Below are 16,458 nucleotides of genomic sequence, written 5' to 3'. Positions count from 1 at the left end.
GCCCGCGCGGGCGTCAGGGCCCGTCGTTCCCGCCCGCTCCCGTGTGCCGCGCGCGCACCGCGTACAGCACGGCTCCCGCCGCCAGCACACCCGTGCCCGCCAGCACCGAGGACGCGGGCAGGGCGAAGCCCAGCGCCAGGCAGCCGGCCAGCCCGGCCCCGGCCGTGACCCGCACCGCGAGCCGGGAACCCAGCGTCCACGCCGAAGCGTTGGCGAGGGTGTAGTACACCAGCACGCCGAACGACGAGAAGCCGATCGCCCCGCGCACGTCCACCGTCGCCGCCACCACCGCGGCGACGGCCCCCACGGCGATCTCCGCGTGGTGCGGCACCCGGTGGCGGGGATGCACCGCGGCCAGAGCGCGCGGCAGACGGCCGTCCCGGGCCATCGCCAGCGTCGTGCGCGAGACGCCGAGCAGCAGTGCCAGCAGCGACCCCAGCGCCGCCAGGACGGCGGCCACCCGCACCACGGGCGCCGGCCACGGCACCCCGGCCGCTTCCACGGCCTCGGCCAGCGGCGCCGGCGCCTGCGCCAGCGCGCCCGCCCCCAGCACGGAGAGAAGGGCGACGATCACGCCCGCGTAGACCACGAGCGCGATGCCCAGCGCGAGGGGCACGGCGCGCGGAATCGTCCGCGCCGGGTCCCGGACCTCCTCACCGAGGGTGGTGATCCGGGCGTAACCGGCGAACGCGAAGAAGAGCAGCCCCGCCGCCTGGAGGACACCGCCCGCCGTCACGTCCCCGGCCGGCGCCAGACGACCCGGATCGGCGGCCCCGGACGCCGGCAGCACCACGGCGACGGCGACCAGGACGCCCAGCACCACGGCTACCACCACCCGTGTCACCCGGGCCGACTTCTGGACTCCCGTGCAGTTGAGCGCGGTCAGCGCCACGACCGCCGCCACCGCCACCGCGTGCTCCCGCCCCGGCCAGGCGTACGCGCCCACGGTCAGCGCCATCGCCGCGCAGGAGGCGGTCTTGCCGACGACGAAGGCCCACCCCGCGAGGTACCCCCAGAAGTCACCCAGGCGCTCCCGGGCGTAGACATAGGTACCGCCGGACGCCGGGTGCACAGCGGCCAGCCGTGCCGAGGACATCGCGTTGCAGTAGGCCACGCCGCCCGCCAGCGCGAGCCCGATCAGCAGCCCGGACCCGGCCGCGCCCGCGGCCGGCCCCGGAGCCACGAAGATCCCGGCCCCCACCATGGCCCCGAGGCCGATCACCACGGCGTCGGACACCCCGAGGCTGCGGCGCAGTTCACCCGTCATGTGCCGCACCCTACTGAGCCGCGCGGCCCGCGCCTCGGGGGCCTCCGTCCGCGCCGGGTACGTCGTGTCGGGCTCCTCGCGTCCGGCACCCTGGGCCCGGCACCTCGCGCCTCACCCGAGGCCGGTCTCCCGGAGGGTGATGTTCAGCCGCCCGCCGGCCAACCCGCCGGCCGGCCCGGCAGCGGGGTCGGCCGTTCCCGGGAACACCCGGGTCACCCCGTGGTACGCGAACCGCGAGGGCCCGCCGAACACGAACAGGTCCCCGGACCGCAGTTCGACGTCCGTCCAAGGCCGCCCGCGCGACTCGGTGTTCCCGAAGCGGAAGACGCAGGTGTCCCCGATGCTGAGGGACACCACCGGGGCGCCGGACCGCTCCTCCTTGTCCTGGTGCATGCCCATCCGCGCGGCGGCGTCGTAGAAGTTCACCAGCGCCGTGTCCGGGGTGTACGCCCGGCTCTCCGGCCCCTCCCCGTAGGCCGCGGCCACCGCCTCCCTGCCGAGGTCCGCCAGCCACCCGGGGAAGGCGGCCACCCGGGCGCCGTTCACATCGTCCGCCGTCCGGGAGTAGCGGTACGGCTGCCAGTGCCAGCCGACGCAGACGGTCCGCACCGACATCACCCCGCCGCCGGGAAGGACGGCGTGCCGCAGGGGCACCGGGCCGCGCGCCCAGTCGCGGCACGCCGCCACCAGCTCCCGCTGCCGGGCCGGCGGCAGCCAGTCGGGCACATGGACCGCCCCGGGCGCGACGGTCGTCCGCTCCCTCGGAAACAGGGCGTCGGTCACGAAGGCAAGGGGGTGAGCGGCGACGAGGGAAGCGAGCCCTCCAGCCGCAGCAGCCGGGCCTTGGACTCCAGCCCGCCCGCGTAGCCGCGCAGGGCGCCGTCCGCGCCGATCACCCGGTGGCAGGGCCGCACCACCAGCAGCGGATTGCGGCCGATAGCGGTGCCCACGGCCCGCACCCCGGCCGAGGCGGTGCCGACGGCCGCGGCGATCTGTCCGTAGCTCGCCGTGCGCCCGTAGGGCAGCTCCTCCAGCGCGCGCCACACCCGCCGCTGGAAGTCTGTCCCGGTGCCGGTGAACGCGAGGTCGAAGCGGGTCAGCTCGCCGGCGAAGTACGCGTCGAGCTGTCGGCGGACCTCGCGGAAGGCCTCGGGCCGGCGCCGCCAGCCACCCTGGACCACAGCGGCGCCCTTCTGTCCGGGCAGCGACAGCGAGGCGAGCGCCGTCCCGCCCGGCGCCCCGGCCGACTCCTCGCCGACCAGCAGCAACTCGCCCAGCGGGCTGCCGGCGACGTCGTACACGGTGGCCATGGCGTGTGTCCTCCTCGGGGTGCGGGACCGCTTCCGCCCGTCCGCGAACGGTCCGTCCCTGTCGAGTCTGCGCCCTGCGCGCGCCCGGAGCTGGCGGAAATCCGACACGGCGTTCCGGTGCGCTGCCGTTCCCCGGGCGTCCGCCGGGGGATGAGGAGGAAAGGGGCGGGGCGGCCGGATTCGAACCGGCGTCCTCCTCCATGCTGTGCAGGCGCACTACCTCTGTGCTACGACCCCGCCCTTGCGGCCGATCCTAAGGCCTGTCTGACACATCCCGTCTGGGCTGCGGCGCCCTGCACGCACTCCCCCTGGCTTCGCCGGGCGGTGCCCCCATGCCGCGTTGTCGGTCGTCGGCGCAGCCCGCTGCGCTCTCTCCCCCTGCGCCTGGCGGCGCGGGAGGTGCCCCCACCCTCCGCCTTGCGATCGCACGCACCGGACACCGCAGCCCCGCCCTCCGGGCGAACGACGCTATGTGTCAGACAGGCCTCAGACGCCGGAGCAGCCGCGCCTCCAGCGGGTTTCGGGCGGCGGGCACCAGGAGCGCGCCGCCCACGGTCCCTCGCTGCCGGAACGCGGCGAGCCCGTCCGCACCATGGCGGACGGGCTCGCCCGACCCGGGGCCGGCGGAGGTGCACGAACTGCAGCGGCGCTTCTCGAACCTCAGCAGTGGTTCACGAACCTCAGCGGCACTTCTCGAACGTCAGCGGTAGTTCACGAACTGCAGCGCGAAGTCGAAGTCCTTCTCGCGCAGCAGGGCCTGCACGGCCTGGAGGTCGTCGCGGCTCTTGGAGCTGACCCGCAGCTCCTCGCCCTGGACCTGCGCCTTGACGCCCTTCGGGCCCTCGTCACGGATGATCTTCGCGACCTTCTTGGCGTTGTCCTGGGAGATGCCCTCCTCGATGGAGGCGAAGATCTTGTACTCCTTGCCGGAGAGCTGCGGCTCGCCGGCGTCCAGTGCCTTCAGCGAGATCCCGCGCTTGACCAGCTTCGTCTGGAAGACGTCCAGGATCGCGTTCACACGGTCCTCGGAGTTCGCCTGCATCAGGATCTTCTCGCCGGACCAGGAGATCAAGGCGCCGACGTTCTTGAAGTCGTAGCGCTGGGTGATCTCCTTGGCGGCCTGGTTGAGGGCGTTGTCGACCTCCTGCCGCTCGACCTTCGAGACGATGTCGAAACTGGAGTCGGCCATGTCCTGTGGCTCCTTGTATCGGGTGGTGTGGAGGCGCGCCCGGAACCCCGGACCGCCCGGCCCAGCCTAGCCACCCGCCCGCCCTCCCAGCGCTGATCAATCCGGTGGCGGAGCACCCCTGCGCATCAGGTATCGTTTACGTCGTTGCCACGGAGCGGCCCTCGCAGAGGGACCCCTTCCGGCAGCGATCCCATGGCGGTGTGCCCGAGTGGCCAATGGGAGCGGACTGTAAATCCGTCGGCTTAGCCTACCCAGGTTCGAATCCTGGCGCCGCCACGCGATGAAAGAGCCCGTGCTCTGCGGAAACGCAGAGCACGGGCTCTTTGTCGTGACCGGCCCCCGGACTGCTCAGCGCCCCCCGCCCCCGTCCCCCGGCGGCAGGTCCCGTGTGCCCGGGAGGGGCGGGAGACCCGCGCGGGTCAGGGGGAGGGGGTCGTAGCCGGGGAGGGTGGCGCGGGTGGTCAGGGCTTCGGCGAGGGCCGTGGCGTAGGCGGCGGATTCGCGGGCGACCTCGACCGCCGTGTGGGAGCGCAGCGCCTCGACGCGTTCGACGTGGCCGTGCTCCTCGCGGCGTTCGGTCAGGCGGCGCTCGTGGGCGAGGCGCTCGTGGCGGGCTGCGCGCCAGCGGCGGGCGGCGAGGGCGTAGGCCACGGCCGTCGCCACGGCCCACAGCAGCAGCGGCAGCCAGATGCCGTCGGCGTAGCCGGCGACCCCGGCGAGGGCGAGGCCGCCCGCCACGGCGAAGGCGGTGCCCGCGAGGACGCCGTCGCCGGCCCGGCCGAGGGAGGCGCACGCACCCGCGGCGGCTGCGCCCGTGGCGAGGAGGGCCATCAGCGCCGCGTTGCCCGTGGAGTGCTCCGCGCCGTTGGCGTTCCAGATCCGGCCGAGGACGAGGACCGCCGTCGTCGCGAGGGCGGGCGCGGCCCTGGGGGCGAGGAGGGCGAGCGGGTGGTGGACGACGAGGGGCTGGTGCATCGGACGCTCCTGGACGCGGGTCTGGGGATCCGTGTCCAGGACAACTCCGCCGCCCCGGGGGAGGGGCCCGGCCGCGCCGGTGGACGCCGCAGAAGAACCCGAACGCCCGCGCCCCGACGCCGTGCGGCCGTCAGTCCGCGAGCCGGAAGGCCAGTTCCGTCTCCCACTTGGACAGGTCCGGCTCCACCCGTGGGTCCGTCAGGTACGACTCCAGCCTGCACCCCCAGTGTTCGACCCCGTCCACCACGGTCATGTCCCACTCCAGGTCGTGGTCCCGCGCCCACTGGCGCAGCGCCTCGGTGACCCCGAACAGCTGGTCGGGGTGGCCGATGTGGGTGGTCGTCACATAGCGGCCCGGCGGGAGGGCCGCCACGCCCACATCGCCCTCGGGCTGCGGCGCGACGGAAACCGGGATGCCCGCCTCGACCACCGACTCGCCCTCCATGTCGACGGTGTTGTAGCGGAAGAAGGGGGCTCCGGCGAGACCGGCGCCCTGGCCGACCAGCCAGTCGATGAGTTCGGGGAGCCGGTCTGCGATGGCCGCGAAGCCGTCCATCCGGACGGAGCCCCGGATGTAGACGTACGACTGCTCGTCCCGTTCGACGATCGACGGGCTGGTCCGGGGTGGGGGTGTCGGCTGATTCATGGCTTCCTGACCTCGCGGGGGAGCGGAACTCATCGGACGGAGGACGGGGGAGGGAGGGCAGCGGAGGGAAGGGGCCGGACGGTGGGGGGCGGGCGGACGGGGACGGTCAGTTGCCCGCGACGTCCCGGACCGCGACCGACACCGGCACGTCCCCGCTGATGAGTTCCAGGGTGAGGCCCGCCGTCGCCGCGGACTCGGTCAGCTCCGCGAGGACGGCCGCCACGTCGTCGCGCGGCACCGGCCCCCGGCCCGTCGAGGCGGCGAGGTGGACCAGGCCCTTGCCCGCGTCGTCGGTGAGCTGCCCCGGGCGCAGGACCGTCCAGTCGAGACCGTCCCTGGCGCGGACGTGGTCGTCCGCCTCGCCCTTGGCGCGCAGATAGACGTCGAAGACCTCGTCGCCCGCCCGCCCCGAGTCCGCGCCCATGGAGGAGACGATGATGTACCGCCGTACGCCCGCCTGTTCGGCCGCGTCGGCGAAGAGGACGGCGGCGCCGCGGTCGACGGTGTCCTTGCGGGCGGTGCCGCTGCCCGGCCCGGCCCCGGCGGCGAAGACGGCGGCGTCCGCGCCGCGCAGCACCTCCGCGGTCTCGGCGAGGGAGGCGGACTCCAGGTCCAGGACGACGGGCTCGGCGCCCGCGTCCCGCAGGTCGGCCGCGTGGTCGGGGTTGCGGATGATGCCGACGGGGGTGTGCCCGGCCGCCGAGAGCAGGCGTTCGAGACGGAGTGCGATCTGACCGTGTCCACCAGCGATGACAATGCGCATGCCTCCGACCGTACGTCGGGCCGGCGGCCCGTGCCCGGAAGGCGCCCCGCACCGTCCCGAGCCCGGGCCCCCGCACGGTCCCGTGACCGCGCCCCGCACATGCCCCCGCACTGTCCCGCGCCCGGCCCCCGCACCGCCCCGAGCCCGGGCCTCCCGCACGGCCCCGTGACCGCGCCCGTGCATCTGACCCGGCGCCCGGACGCCGGACCCGGGTCCCCGCACGCTGACCAAGGACCCCGCACGCCGGGCCCGGGCCCGGGCCCGGGCCCGGGCCCGGCCCCTACGCCCCCCGGCTCACGTCCGGCTGCGGCGGGCCCGTGTCCGGGCGTCCCTGCCGCGGGAGTTCGAGGGCGACCGCCGCCGCCGAGTCGCAGTACTCGCGCACCGCGCTCGTCCGCGCCACGACCCGCCCCCGGTGAATGACGATCCGGCTGTACGCGAGGGACAGCGCCCCCGACAGCCGCTCGCCCCGCACCGCGAGCAGCTCCGCCGGGAACCCCGCCTCGACCCGCACCTCCGGCAGCCCCATCAGCTCCCGTGCCCCGCCCGCCACGCACCTGTACGCGTCCGAGGGCCGCATCCCGGACTGCGAGGCCAGCAGGTACGCGGCCTCCAGCGGGTCACCCCGGCCCACCGGATTGCACACCGTGTCCCGCAGCGCCCCGCTGCCCGCCGCCACCCGCACACCCGCCGCGCGCAGCAGCCGGACGGGCGCGTTCCCGCGGTGCTCGACGCCCGAGCAGCCGCCCTGCGGCAGGGAGACGACGCCGACCCCGGCGGCCGCCAGCCGGTCGGCGGTCCGGGCGGCGACATCGCGCGGCAGGGCGGCGAGCCCGGCGCACGGCCCCAGCGTCACCCCGGGCCGCAGCCCGCCGGCCATCGCCGCCAGCCGGGCGAGGCGCGCCGGGTCGTCCCCGTGCGTGTGCAGGTCGACCGGGCAGCCGTACTCGGCGGCGATGTCGAGGACGGTCTCCGCGTAGCCGGTCGGGTCGGGGTCGGTGTCCGGGCAGCCCCCGACCACGCCGGCGCCCATCTTCATGGCGTCCCGCAGCATCGCGACCCCGTCCGCGCCCGCCGCCCCGGTGAGCAGCCGGGGCACGGCGACGGGGGTCAGTTCGGCGAGCCCTCCCAGCGCGCGCCGGGCCTGGAGGACGGCCTCCAGCGCGCCCAGCCCCGCCATGTCCCCGACCCGGACGTGGCAGCGCAGGGCGGTCGCGCCGTGGCCGAGTTGGAGGAGGGCCGCCTCGGTGGCGCGGCGCTGGATGTCGGCGGGGGCGTACGAGACGGGGCCGGGGGTGTCCGCGCTCAGCGCCGTGTCGCCGTGCAGATGAGGTTCGGCGGGGGCGGGGAGCAGAAGGTGGCCGGAGAGGTCGAGGCGGACCGGGTGCGGGGGCAGGCTGCCCGCCGTGCCGACCGCCTCGATACGTCCGCCGCCGAGCCGGACGTCGACCGTGCGCCCGTCGGTGAGGCGGGCGCCGCACAGGAGCAGTGCGGTGGAGTCCGGGGGCGTGCCGCCGTGGGGTTGCGGCTGGCTGTCGGGCATCTGGCTCCTGTGCGGCTGCGGCCGGTACCGGAAAGGATCACTCAGCGTGAGTCGAGACTAGGGGCGCGCGAGGGGCGCTTCGAGGAGGAGGGCAATAGTCGTACCGGCGCGGTCGCGGGAGCCGTGCCGAGGGGACGCGAGCCGCGGCGGCCCCGGGAGCAGGTCGGTTACGGACCCCGAACGGACCGGGAACGGGCCCCGAAAGGACCGGGAACGGACGGGGAACGTCGCCCGGAAGTCACCCGCACGGGAGGGCGGGGAGGAGCGGGCACAGGGGTGGACAGAGCCCCGGGAAACGGATTTGGGCGATTGGCGGGCGACCGTGTAATGTCTTCATCGCTCGCCCCAATAGCTCAGTCGGTAGAGCGTCTCCATGGTAAGGAGAAGGTCTACGGTTCGATTCCGTATTGGGGCTCTGGTGTGAGGGATCCGCCTCCGGGCGGATCCGGATCATCAAAGCGGTGTAGCTCAGTCGGTAGAGCAAGCGGCTCATAATCGCTGTGTCACCGGTTCAAGTCCGGTCACCGCTACACACAGTAGCCGATTGTGGGGTCGGTCCTTCGATCGGCTACTCTTTTATGTCCCCCGACGTCTGACCGAGGCGTGGGAGGGCGACCCATCCGTCCATCCGTCCGTCAAGGAGCACTCACGTGGCTGCCACCGACGTCCGCCCGAAGATCACGCTGGCCTGCGTGGAGTGCAAGGAGCGGAACTACATCACCAAGAAGAACCGGCGCAACAACCCGGACCGTCTTGAGATGAAGAAGCACTGCCCGCGCTGCAACTCGCACACGGCGCACCGCGAAACGCGCTGAATCAGGCTCGTACACGAGGCCGCCCCCGTCGGGGGGCGGCCTCGTGTCGTTTCACTTGTGTCGTTTCAACCGAGGAGGGAGCCAGCCCATGGCGCTCGACCAGTCGTTCGTCGGGCGGACGTACCCGCCCACCGCGCCGTACGAGGTGGGGCGGGAGAAGATCCGCGAGTTCGCCGAGGCGATCGGTGACGCCAACCCCGTGTACACGGACCCGGCGGCCGCCGCCGCGTACGGCCACCCCGAGGTGATCGCCCCGCCGACCTTCGTGTTCGCGATCACCTTCAAGGCGGCGGGCGCCGTGGTGGAGGACCCGCAACTGGGCCTGGACTACAGCCGCGTGGTGCACGGTGACCAGAAGTTCGCCTACCGCCGCCCGGTCCGCGCCGGCGACCGGCTCTCCGTCACCTCCACGATCGAGGCGATCAAGTCCATGGCGGGCAACGACATCCTCGACATCCGCGGCGAGGTGCACGACGAGGCGGGCGAGCACGTGGTGACCGCGTGGACCAAGCTGGTGGCGCGCGCCGCCGAGGAGGCGTGATGGCAGCGAAGATCGCGTACGACGAGGTCGAGGTCGGCACCGAACTGCCGGCGCGGAGCTTCCCGGTCACCCGCGCCACCCTGGTGCGGTACGCGGGGGCCTCGGGCGACTTCAACCCGATCCACTGGAACGAGAAGTTCGCCGTCGAGGTCGGGCTGCCGGACGTCATCGCGCACGGCATGTTCACCATGGCCGAGGCGGCCCGGGTGGTGACGGACTGGCTCGGCGACCCGGGCGCGGTCGTGGAGTACGGGGTCCGCTTCACCAAGCCCGTGGTCGTGCCCAACGACGACGAGGGCGCCGTGATCGAGGTCAGCGGCAAGGTCGCCGCGCTGCTCGGCGACAAGCGGGTGCGGGTCGATCTGACGGCGACGAGCGCGGGACAGAAGGTGCTCGGGATGTCCCGGGCCGTCGTCCAGCTCTCCTGACGGCTCTCCCGGCGGCTCTGCGCCACTCTCCCGGCAGCTCTCCCGGACAGCGCGGGCGGCGCGGACGGTGGCCCCGGGGGCGGCCGTGCCGAGGTGCGCGGCCGCCCGGGGGCGCTCCCGGGTTGCCAAATAAGTGATTGGTCACTAACTTGGCTCCCATGGTCAGGATGAGTGCGGAGGAGCGGCGCGAGAGCGTGGTGCGCGCGGCGGTCACCGAGTTCGCGCGGGCCGGGTACCAGGGCACGTCGACGGAGGCCATCGCCCGCCGGGTCGGCGTCTCCCAGCCGTACCTGTTCCGCCTCTTCCCGAACAAGCAGGCCATCTTCCTCGCCGCGGCCGAACGCTGCATCGCCGACACCCGCCGGGTCTTCGAGGAGGCGGCCGACGGTCTGACGGGGGAGGAGGGGCTGGAGGCGATGGCCACCGCGTACCAGCGGCTCATCGCGGAGGACCCCGACAAGCTGCTGATGCAGATGCAGATGTACGTCGCGGTCGCCGCGGCCGAGGCGGCGGGCGACCACGCCTTCGGCGAGCAGCTGCGCGCCGGGTGGCTGGAGCTGTGGGACACCGTGCAGGCCCGCCTGGGGGCGGACGTGAACGAGACCACCACCTTCCTCGCCTTCGGCATGCTGATCAACGTTCTCGTCGCGATGGGGTTCCCGGCGGACCATCGCGTCTGGTCCGGCTTCTACAGCACCGCCCGGCCCGCCGGGGAGTGAGTGCGGGGCCCCGGCCGGGTCGGGAGTCCGGGGTTCTTTCTGTCCATGAAAATTAGTGATCAATAACTAATCAGCAGGGGGAAGAAGTGCACGAGAACAACCTCGACAAGCCGTCCGGGACGCCGCCGCCCGTGCCGCGGGCCACCACCGTCTGGACCCTCGTGATCACCAGCGTCGCCGGATTCATGGCGGCCCTCGACAACCTCGTCGTCACCACGGCCCTGCCCTCGATCCGGGCCGACCTCGGCGGGGACATCGCCGACCTGGAGTGGACGGTGAACGCGTACACCCTCAGCTTCGCCGTGCTGCTGATGCTCGGCGCCGCGCTGGGCGACCGCTTCGGCCGCCGGCGGCTGTTCGTGGTGGGGCTCACGGTCTTCACCGCCGCGTCCGCCGCCGCCGCGCTCGCCACGGGGATCGGCGGGCTGGTCGCGGCCCGGGCGGTCCAGGGAGTCGGCGCGGCGATCATGATGCCCCTCACCCTGACCCTGCTCACCGCCGCGGTCCCGGCGGCCCGGCGCGGCGCCGCCCTCGGCGTCTTCGGCGCGGTCACCGGGCTCGCGGTCGCGAGCGGGCCGCTGGTCGGCGGCAGCCTCACCGAGCACATCTCCTGGCAGTGGATCTTCTGGCTGAACGTGCCCGTCGGGCTCGTCCTGCTCCCGCTCGCCCGGCTGCGCCTCGCCGAGTCCCGCGCGCCGGGCGCCCGGCTGGACGTCCCCGGCACCCTGCTGCTGAGCGCCGGGCTCTTCGGCGTCGTCTACGGGCTGGTGCACGGCGAGGGCCACGGCTGGACCAGCACCCGGGTCCTGCTCGGGCTCGTCGCCGGCACCGTCCTCCTCCTCGCGTACGGCTGGCACGGCACCGTGGCCCGCGCGCCGATGCTGCCGATGCGGCTCTTCCGTGACCGCGGCTTCTTCGGGATCAACGTCGCGAGCCTGCTGATGTTCCTGGGCATGTTCGGCTCGATCTTCCTGCTGAGCCAGTTCCTCCAGGGCGTCCTGGGCTACTCGCCCACCGAGGCGGGGCTGCGGATGCTGCCCTGGACGGGGATGCCGCTGCTCGTCGCGCCCTTCGCGGGCTGGCTCTCCGACCGGATCGGCGGCCGGCCGGTGGTCGCGACCGGGCTCGCCCTCCAGGCGCTGGGGCTCGCCCTGTTCGCGATCGTCCTGGAACCCGGCGTCTCCTACTCGGCGCAGCTGCCCGGCCTGATCCTCGGCGGGATCGGCATGGCGCTCTACTTCGCCCCGGCGGCCAGCGTCGTGATGTCCAGCGTCCGCCCCGCCGAACAGGGCATCGCCTCGGGCGCCAACAACGCCCTGCGCGAGGTCGGCGGCGCGCTCGGGGTCGCGGTGATGGGCGCGGTGTTCGCCGCTCGCGGCGGCTACGAGACCCCGCAGACCTTCAGCGACGGGACCGTCCCCGCGCTGTGGACGGGCGCGGCGGTGGTGGCCGTCGCCGCGCTGGCGGCCCTGCTGATACCGGGCCGCCGGGCGGCGGCGGGCACGCATCCCGCCGGGAACGCGCCCGCACCCGGGGAGCCGGCCGCCACCCCGGCCGCGGTCTGAGCCCGGGGCGGGGGCCTGCCGGGGACGGTCCGGGGCCGCGCCCCGGGCTCAGACCGGGTTCCGCGCCGGGCCGGGTTCCGCGCCGGGCCGGGTTCCGCGCCGGGCCGGGAGCGCGGCCCCGGGTGCCGTCGGCCAGGGCCGGACGGGCCCTGGTACGTGCCCCGCACGTCCCGGCTTCCGTGCCGGGCCCCGGCCCGGCCTCCGTCCCGGGCCCTGGCACGTCCGGGCCCCGGCCCAGGGGCCCCGCGCAAGGCCCCGGCCCCCGCCAGGCCCGCGCACGCCCGCCCGGTACCCGGTCCGTCCCGGGGCCGGGGCCACCCGTGGTTCGCCCGCCCGGTACCCGGTCCGTCCCCGGGCCGGGGCTCCAACCCCCGGCCCCGGCGCGCGGCCCCGCCCGGACCGCCCGGGTGCGGACCGTACCCTTGTGCCCGTGCAGGTACTTCACGACGCCCCCCTCGCCCCCCTGACCACCTTCCGGCTCGGCGGGCCCGCCGAGCGGCTGGTGGTCGCCACCACCGACGACGAGGTCGTCGCCGCGGTCCGGGAGGCGGACGACGCCGGGACGCCGCTCCTGATCATCGGCGGCGGCAGCAACCTCGTCATCGGCGACAAGGGCTTCGACGGCACTGCCCTGCGCATCGCCACCACCGGCTTCGCCCTCGACGGCACCCGGCTGGAGCTCGCCGCCGGCGAGGTCTGGACCGACGCCGTCACCCGCACCGTGGAGGCCGGGCTCGCCGGTGTCGAGTGCCTCGCCGGCATCCCCGGTTCCGCCGGTGCCACGCCCATCCAGAACGTCGGCGCGTACGGCCAGGAGGTCTCCGAGACCGTCACGGAGGTCGTCGCCTACGACCGCGCCGCCCGCGAGACCGTGACCCTCTCCAACGAGGAGTGCGCCTTCTCCTACCGGCACAGCCGCTTCAAGGAGTACCCCGAGCGCTATGTCGTCCTGCGCGTCCGCTTCGAGCTGGAGGACGCGGGCGGGCTCTCCGCCCCCCTGCGCTACGCGGAGACCGCGCGCGCCCTCGGCGTCGGGACGGGGGAGCGCGTCCCGGTCGGCGACGCCCGCGCCAAGGTCCTTGCCCTCCGCGCCGGGAAGGGCATGGTGCTGGACCCCGAGGACCACGACACCTGGTCGGCCGGGTCCTTCTTCACCAACCCGATCCTGGACGCCGCCGCGTACGCCGTCTTCCTCGACCGGGTCCGCGACCGCCTCGGCGACGGCGTCGCCCCGCCCGTGTACCCGGCGGGTGACGGGCTGACCAAGACCTCCGCCGCCTGGCTGATCGACAAGGCCGGGTTCACCAAGGGCTACGGCAACGGGGCCGCCCGGATCTCCGGAAAGCACACCCTCGCCCTCACCAACCGGGGCGAGGCGACCACCGAGGACCTGCTGGCGCTCGCCCGCGAGGTGGTCGAGGGCGTGCGCGAGGCCTTCGGCGTGACCCTGGTCAACGAGCCGGTGACGGTCGGCGTCAGCCTCTAGGAGGTGTCCGGCGCGTGAGGGCCGGTCAGGCCGGGACCGGCGGCGACGCCGGCGCGGCCAGCCAGTCGTCCACGCCCGCCAGCAGCTTCGCCCGCACGTCCTCCGGCGCCGCCGACCCCCGCACCGACTGCCGGGCCAGCTCCGCCAGTTCCGCGTCCGTGAAGCCGTGGTGGGTCCGGGCCAGCTCGTACTGGGCGGCCAGCCGGGAGCCGAAGAGCAGGGGATCGTCGGCGCCCAGCGCCATCGGGACCCCCGCGTCGTACAGGGTCCGCAGCGGCACGTCCTCCGGCTTCTCGTACACGCCCAGCGCCACGTTGGACGCCGGGCAGACCTCGCAGGTGATCTGGCGCTCGGCCAGCTTGCGCAGCAGCCGGGGATCCTCCGCCGCGCGCACCCCGTGCCCGATCCGGGCCGCGTGCAGGTCGTCGAGGCAGTCGCGCACCGAGGCCGGGCCGGTCAGCTCGCCGCCGTGCGGGGCCGCCAGCAGACCGCCCTCCCGGGCGATGGCGAAGGCGCGGTCGAAGTCCCGTGCCAGGCCCCGGCGCTCGTCGTTGGAGAGCCCGAAGCCCACGATGCCCCGGTCCGCGTAGCGCACGGCGAGGCGGGCCAGGGTCCGCGCGTCCAGCGGATGCTTCATCCGGTTCGCCGCGACCAGCACCCGCATCCCGAGACCCGTCTCCCGGGAGGCGGAGTCCACGGCGTCGAGGATGATCTCCAGCGCCGGGATCAGCCCGCCCAGCCGGGGCGCGTACGAGGTCGGGTCGACCTGGATCTCCAGCCAGCCGGACCCGTCCCGGATGTCCTCCTCGGCCGCCTCGCGCACCAGGCGCACGATGTCCTCCGGCTCGCGCAGGCAGGACCGGGCCATGTCGTACAGCCGCTGGAAGCGGAACCAGCCCCGTTCGTCCGTGGCCCGCAGCTTCGGCGGCTCTCCGCCGGTCAGCGCCTCCGGCAGGTGGACGCCGTACTTGTCCGCGAGTTCGAGGAGGGTGGCGGGTCGCATGGACCCGGTGAAGTGCAGGTGCAGATGGGCCTTCGGGAGAAGAGAGAGATCGCGTACGTGCTCCATCGGTAGATCCTGCCTCAGCGGACGCCGGACCGGCAGGGGGTTTCCCCGATCGGGCGCTTGCCCGAACGCACGACGCACCCAGCCGGGACCGCGCGAGAGCCCGGGACCGCGGCCCGGGACCGCGGTCAGGAGCGCGCGGGAGCCCGGGACGTCGCGAGAGCCCGGGAACGTGAGCGGCGCCCGCCCCGGGGACCGGAACGGGCGCCGCCACCACGCGGGGGGCGGACTACGCCTTCGCCTCCGCCAGCAGCTTCTGGATCCGGGAGACGCCTTCCACCAGGTCCTCGTCGCCGAGCGCGTACGACAGGCGCAGATAGCCGGGGGTGCCGAACGCCTCGCCGGGCACGACCGCGACCTCGACCTCGTCCAGGATCAGCGCGGCCAGCTCCACCGAGGTCTTCGGGCGCTGCCCCCGGATCTCCTTGCCCAGCAGGCCCTTCACCGACGGGTAGGCGTAGAACGCGCCCTCCGGGACCGGGCAGACGACGCCGTCGATCTCGTTGAGCATCTTCACGATCGTCCGGCGGCGGCGGTCGAACGCCTTCCGCATCTCCGCCACCGCGTCCAGGTCGCCCGAGACGGCGGCGAGCGCCGCGATCTGAGCCACGTTGGAGACGTTGGAGGTGGCGTGCGACTGGAGGTTGGTCGCGGCCTTGACCACGTCCTTCGGGCCGATGATCCACCCGACGCGCCAGCCGGTCATGGCGTACGTCTTCGCCACGCCGTTGACCACGACGCACTTCTCGCGCAGCGCCGGGACCAGTTGCGGGAGGGAGGTGAAGCTCGCGTCGCCGTAGACCAGGTGCTCGTAGATCTCGTCGGTGAGCACCCACAGACCGTGCTCGGCCGCCCACTCGCCGATGGCCCGGGCGTCGGCCTCGCTGTAGACGGCGCCGGTCGGGTTGGACGGGGAGACGAAGAGGACGACCTTGGTCCGCTCCGTGCGCGCGGCCTCCAGCTGCTCCACCGAGACCCGGTAGCCGGTGGTCTCGTCGGCGACGACCTCGACCGGCACACCGCCCGCGAGGCGGATCGACTCGGGGTAGGTGGTCCAGTACGGGGCGGGGACGACGACCTCGTCGCCCGGGTCGAGGATCGCGGCGAACGCCTCGTAGATGGCCTGCTTGCCGCCGTTGGTCACCAGGATCTGCGCGGGGTCGACCTCGTAGCCGGAGTCCCGCAGGGTCTTCTCGGCGATCGCCTTCTTCAGCTCCGGCAGACCGCCGGCCGGGGTGTAGCGGTGGTACTTCGGGTTGCGGCACGCCTCGACGGCCGCCTCGACGATGTAGTCGGGCGTCGGGAAGTCGGGCTCACCCGCGCCGAAGCCGATCACCGGACGCCCGGCGGCCTTGAGGGCCTTGGCCTTGGCGTCCACGGCGAGGGTCGCGGACTCGGAGATCGCGCCGATGCGGGCGGAGACCCGGCGCTCGGTGGGAGAGGTTGCAGCGCTCATGCGGCCCATGCTCCCAGACCGCGAAGAGGCGCGGCACACAGGATTCGAAGAGCGGACAGGAGTGGTCGGAAGCGGACCCCCGCCCCCGCCGCGCGGGATCGTGTTCGACGCCGGGCCTGCGACCACGTACACTCAACCGTCGTTGGCCTTCACCAGCCACATCCGCACCGGGCACTTAGTGCATCCGGCCGGATGCGGTAGGTTGGGGGACGCAACAAAGGGTCGTAGCTCAATTGGTAGAGCACTGGTCTCCAAAACCAGCGGTTGGGGGTTCAAGTCCCTCCGGCCCTGCTACACACACCTATCGCCAGGATGTGTGCGCATGTACGTACTTCCATGCATCGCCGTGCGGCTCCACCGGGCGCGGCACGGCCACGACCCGGGAATCAGGTGAGAGATCGTGACGGACGCCGTGGGCTCCATCGACATGCCTGATGCCGAGGACGAGTCGCCGGACTCGAAGAAGCCCCGCAAGGGTGGCAAGCGGGGCAAGAAGGGCCCGCTCGGCCGCCTCGGGCTCTTCTACCGCCAGATCGTCGCGGAACTCCGGAAGGTCGTCTGGCCGACGCGCAGTCAGCTCACGACCTACACCACCGTGGTGATCATTTTCGTTGTCATCATGATCGGCTTCGTGCTCTTGATTGACTTTGGCTTCCAGGAAGCAGTCAAGTACGTCTTCGGCTGATCCG

Annotated in this window: 17 protein-coding genes and 5 tRNA genes; 11 read left to right on the top strand and 11 right to left on the bottom strand. The window is 73.8% G+C overall.

What is annotated here, in order from left to right:
- Positions 1-13: 13 nt before the first annotated feature.
- From C593_RS29490 to C593_RS0112030, 5 genes are all read right to left on the bottom strand, one after another.
- Complete coding sequence (locus C593_RS29490; RefSeq protein WP_018847540.1) at positions 14-1,267, bottom strand: amino acid permease; 1,254 nt, start codon at positions 1,265-1,267, stop codon at positions 14-16.
- A gap of 111 nt (positions 1,268-1,378) precedes the next feature.
- Positions 1,379-2,050, bottom strand: coding sequence for an alpha-ketoglutarate-dependent dioxygenase AlkB (locus tag C593_RS0112045; protein ID WP_026277606.1), 672 nt, complete (start codon positions 2,048-2,050; stop codon positions 1,379-1,381).
- Complete coding sequence (locus C593_RS0112040) at positions 2,047-2,577, bottom strand: methylated-DNA--[protein]-cysteine S-methyltransferase (RefSeq protein WP_018847538.1); 531 nt, start codon at positions 2,575-2,577, stop codon at positions 2,047-2,049. The genes C593_RS0112045 and C593_RS0112040 overlap by 4 nt, the downstream gene beginning before the upstream one ends.
- Before the next feature lie 164 nt (positions 2,578-2,741).
- A tRNA-Ala gene (locus tag C593_RS0112035) sits at positions 2,742-2,816 on the bottom strand.
- A 461-nt stretch (positions 2,817-3,277) separates the two neighbouring features.
- Complete coding sequence (locus C593_RS0112030; protein ID WP_018847537.1) at positions 3,278-3,766, bottom strand: YajQ family cyclic di-GMP-binding protein; 489 nt, start codon at positions 3,764-3,766, stop codon at positions 3,278-3,280.
- Between the two features lie 194 nt (positions 3,767-3,960).
- Between C593_RS0112030 and C593_RS0112025 the strand changes: the two genes are divergently transcribed.
- Positions 3,961-4,042, top strand: a tRNA-Tyr gene (locus tag C593_RS0112025).
- A gap of 72 nt (positions 4,043-4,114) precedes the next feature.
- Here the strand turns inward: C593_RS0112025 and C593_RS0112020 are convergent.
- The 4 genes from C593_RS0112020 to C593_RS29485 form a co-directional block, all read right to left on the bottom strand.
- Complete coding sequence (locus tag C593_RS0112020) at positions 4,115-4,741, bottom strand: hypothetical protein (protein WP_018847536.1); 627 nt, start codon at positions 4,739-4,741, stop codon at positions 4,115-4,117.
- Between the two features lie 130 nt (positions 4,742-4,871).
- On the bottom strand, positions 4,872-5,387 hold the full coding sequence (locus C593_RS0112015; RefSeq protein ID WP_018847535.1) for a GyrI-like domain-containing protein: 516 nt from the start codon (positions 5,385-5,387) through the stop codon (positions 4,872-4,874).
- 106 nt (positions 5,388-5,493) lie between these two features.
- Complete coding sequence (locus tag C593_RS0112010) at positions 5,494-6,150, bottom strand: SDR family oxidoreductase (protein WP_018847534.1); 657 nt, start codon at positions 6,148-6,150, stop codon at positions 5,494-5,496.
- Between the two features lie 280 nt (positions 6,151-6,430).
- Positions 6,431-7,693 (bottom strand): amidohydrolase family protein, encoded by a 1,263-nt coding sequence (locus C593_RS29485; protein ID WP_018847533.1) that lies wholly within the window; start codon positions 7,691-7,693, stop codon positions 6,431-6,433.
- Positions 7,694-8,035: 342 nt separating this feature from the next.
- Between C593_RS29485 and C593_RS0112000 the strand changes: the two genes are divergently transcribed.
- From C593_RS0112000 to C593_RS0111965, 8 genes are all read left to right on the top strand, one after another.
- Positions 8,036-8,108: transfer RNA gene (locus C593_RS0112000), tRNA-Thr, on the top strand.
- Positions 8,109-8,150: 42 nt separating this feature from the next.
- A tRNA-Met gene (locus tag C593_RS0111995) sits at positions 8,151-8,223 on the top strand.
- Between the two features lie 120 nt (positions 8,224-8,343).
- On the top strand, positions 8,344-8,508 hold the full coding sequence (rpmG, locus tag C593_RS0111990) for a 50S ribosomal protein L33 (protein WP_003956487.1): 165 nt from the start codon (positions 8,344-8,346) through the stop codon (positions 8,506-8,508).
- 88 nt (positions 8,509-8,596) lie between these two features.
- Positions 8,597-9,049 (top strand): MaoC family dehydratase N-terminal domain-containing protein, encoded by a 453-nt coding sequence (locus C593_RS0111985; protein WP_018847532.1) that lies wholly within the window; start codon positions 8,597-8,599, stop codon positions 9,047-9,049.
- Complete coding sequence (locus C593_RS0111980) at positions 9,049-9,477, top strand: MaoC family dehydratase (protein WP_018847531.1); 429 nt, start codon at positions 9,049-9,051, stop codon at positions 9,475-9,477. The genes C593_RS0111985 and C593_RS0111980 overlap by 1 nt, the downstream gene beginning before the upstream one ends.
- Positions 9,478-9,635: 158 nt before the next feature.
- Positions 9,636-10,196 carry a TetR/AcrR family transcriptional regulator gene (locus C593_RS0111975; protein ID WP_199790021.1) on the top strand — a complete coding sequence of 187 codons (561 nt, stop codon included), beginning with the start codon at positions 9,636-9,638 and terminating at the stop codon, positions 10,194-10,196.
- A gap of 86 nt (positions 10,197-10,282) precedes the next feature.
- Complete coding sequence (locus C593_RS0111970) at positions 10,283-11,761, top strand: DHA2 family efflux MFS transporter permease subunit (protein WP_018847529.1); 1,479 nt, start codon at positions 10,283-10,285, stop codon at positions 11,759-11,761.
- 430 nt (positions 11,762-12,191) lie between these two features.
- The gene (locus C593_RS0111965; protein WP_026277604.1) at positions 12,192-13,247 is read left to right on the top strand and encodes a UDP-N-acetylmuramate dehydrogenase; all 1,056 of its coding nucleotides are present in this window, start codon (positions 12,192-12,194) and stop codon (positions 13,245-13,247) included.
- A 25-nt stretch (positions 13,248-13,272) separates the two neighbouring features.
- On the opposite strand, the gene C593_RS0111960 is transcribed toward C593_RS0111965, so the two are convergent.
- Together C593_RS0111960 and C593_RS0111955 are read right to left on the bottom strand one after the other, a co-directional pair.
- Positions 13,273-14,316, bottom strand: a complete 1,044-nt coding sequence (locus C593_RS0111960) for an adenosine deaminase (protein WP_018847527.1) — start codon at positions 14,314-14,316, stop codon at positions 13,273-13,275.
- A gap of 226 nt (positions 14,317-14,542) precedes the next feature.
- A complete protein-coding gene (locus C593_RS0111955) occupies positions 14,543-15,769 on the bottom strand; it encodes a pyridoxal phosphate-dependent aminotransferase (protein ID WP_018847526.1) in 1,227 nt (408 codons plus the stop codon).
- Between the two features lie 218 nt (positions 15,770-15,987).
- Between C593_RS0111955 and C593_RS0111950 the strand changes: the two genes are divergently transcribed.
- Both C593_RS0111950 and secE read left to right on the top strand, forming a co-directional pair.
- A tRNA-Trp gene (locus tag C593_RS0111950) sits at positions 15,988-16,060 on the top strand.
- Between the two features lie 109 nt (positions 16,061-16,169).
- Positions 16,170-16,454 (top strand): preprotein translocase subunit SecE, encoded by a 285-nt coding sequence (secE, locus tag C593_RS0111945; protein ID WP_018847525.1) that lies wholly within the window; start codon positions 16,170-16,172, stop codon positions 16,452-16,454.
- Positions 16,455-16,458 lie beyond the last annotated feature (4 nt).

It is taken from the genome of Streptomyces sp. CNT372 (genome assembly GCF_000377145.1).
Note: the sequence above shows the minus strand (reverse complement) of the source record. Positions and strands in the feature narration are given on the sequence as shown.